Here is a 336-nt window from a genome sequence, read left to right as displayed (position 1 = left end):
CTGGCCTCTTCTCCTTTGCCGTAACTTTCCACGTCCACCGACAGGAAAGTGGCTGAGCCTTTGACTTTTGAACGCCAGGTCATCTGGTAGTAATCGCGCTTTTCCAGGCGACCAGGATAGTAGTGAAACTTATTATTAAGACAGTAGCCCTGCTCGACATGTGGCCAGGGTTTATAAGTGATGGCATTGATATCATCCATCTGATTATTAAGCTGGCGCTGAACTTCCGAACGCAGTTTTTCTTCAGGAAGAGGCCTAGGAATACTGATCCAGTGCCCGGTCGCCAGTATCCACCTTTTAATGTCGGGAAAAGACTTCAAATAATGAGTTTCATAA

General features: G+C 46.4%; 1 pseudogene. It reads right to left on the bottom strand.

What is annotated here, in order from left to right:
• Positions 1 to 336: pseudogene (locus ACQUTD_RS21615) on the bottom strand (hypothetical protein); the annotation flags it as partial.

It is taken from the genome of Enterobacter sp. K510, from assembly GCF_055804875.1.
The sequence above is the reverse complement of the archived record's forward strand: the minus strand, read 5'-3'. Positions and strand labels throughout refer to the sequence as shown.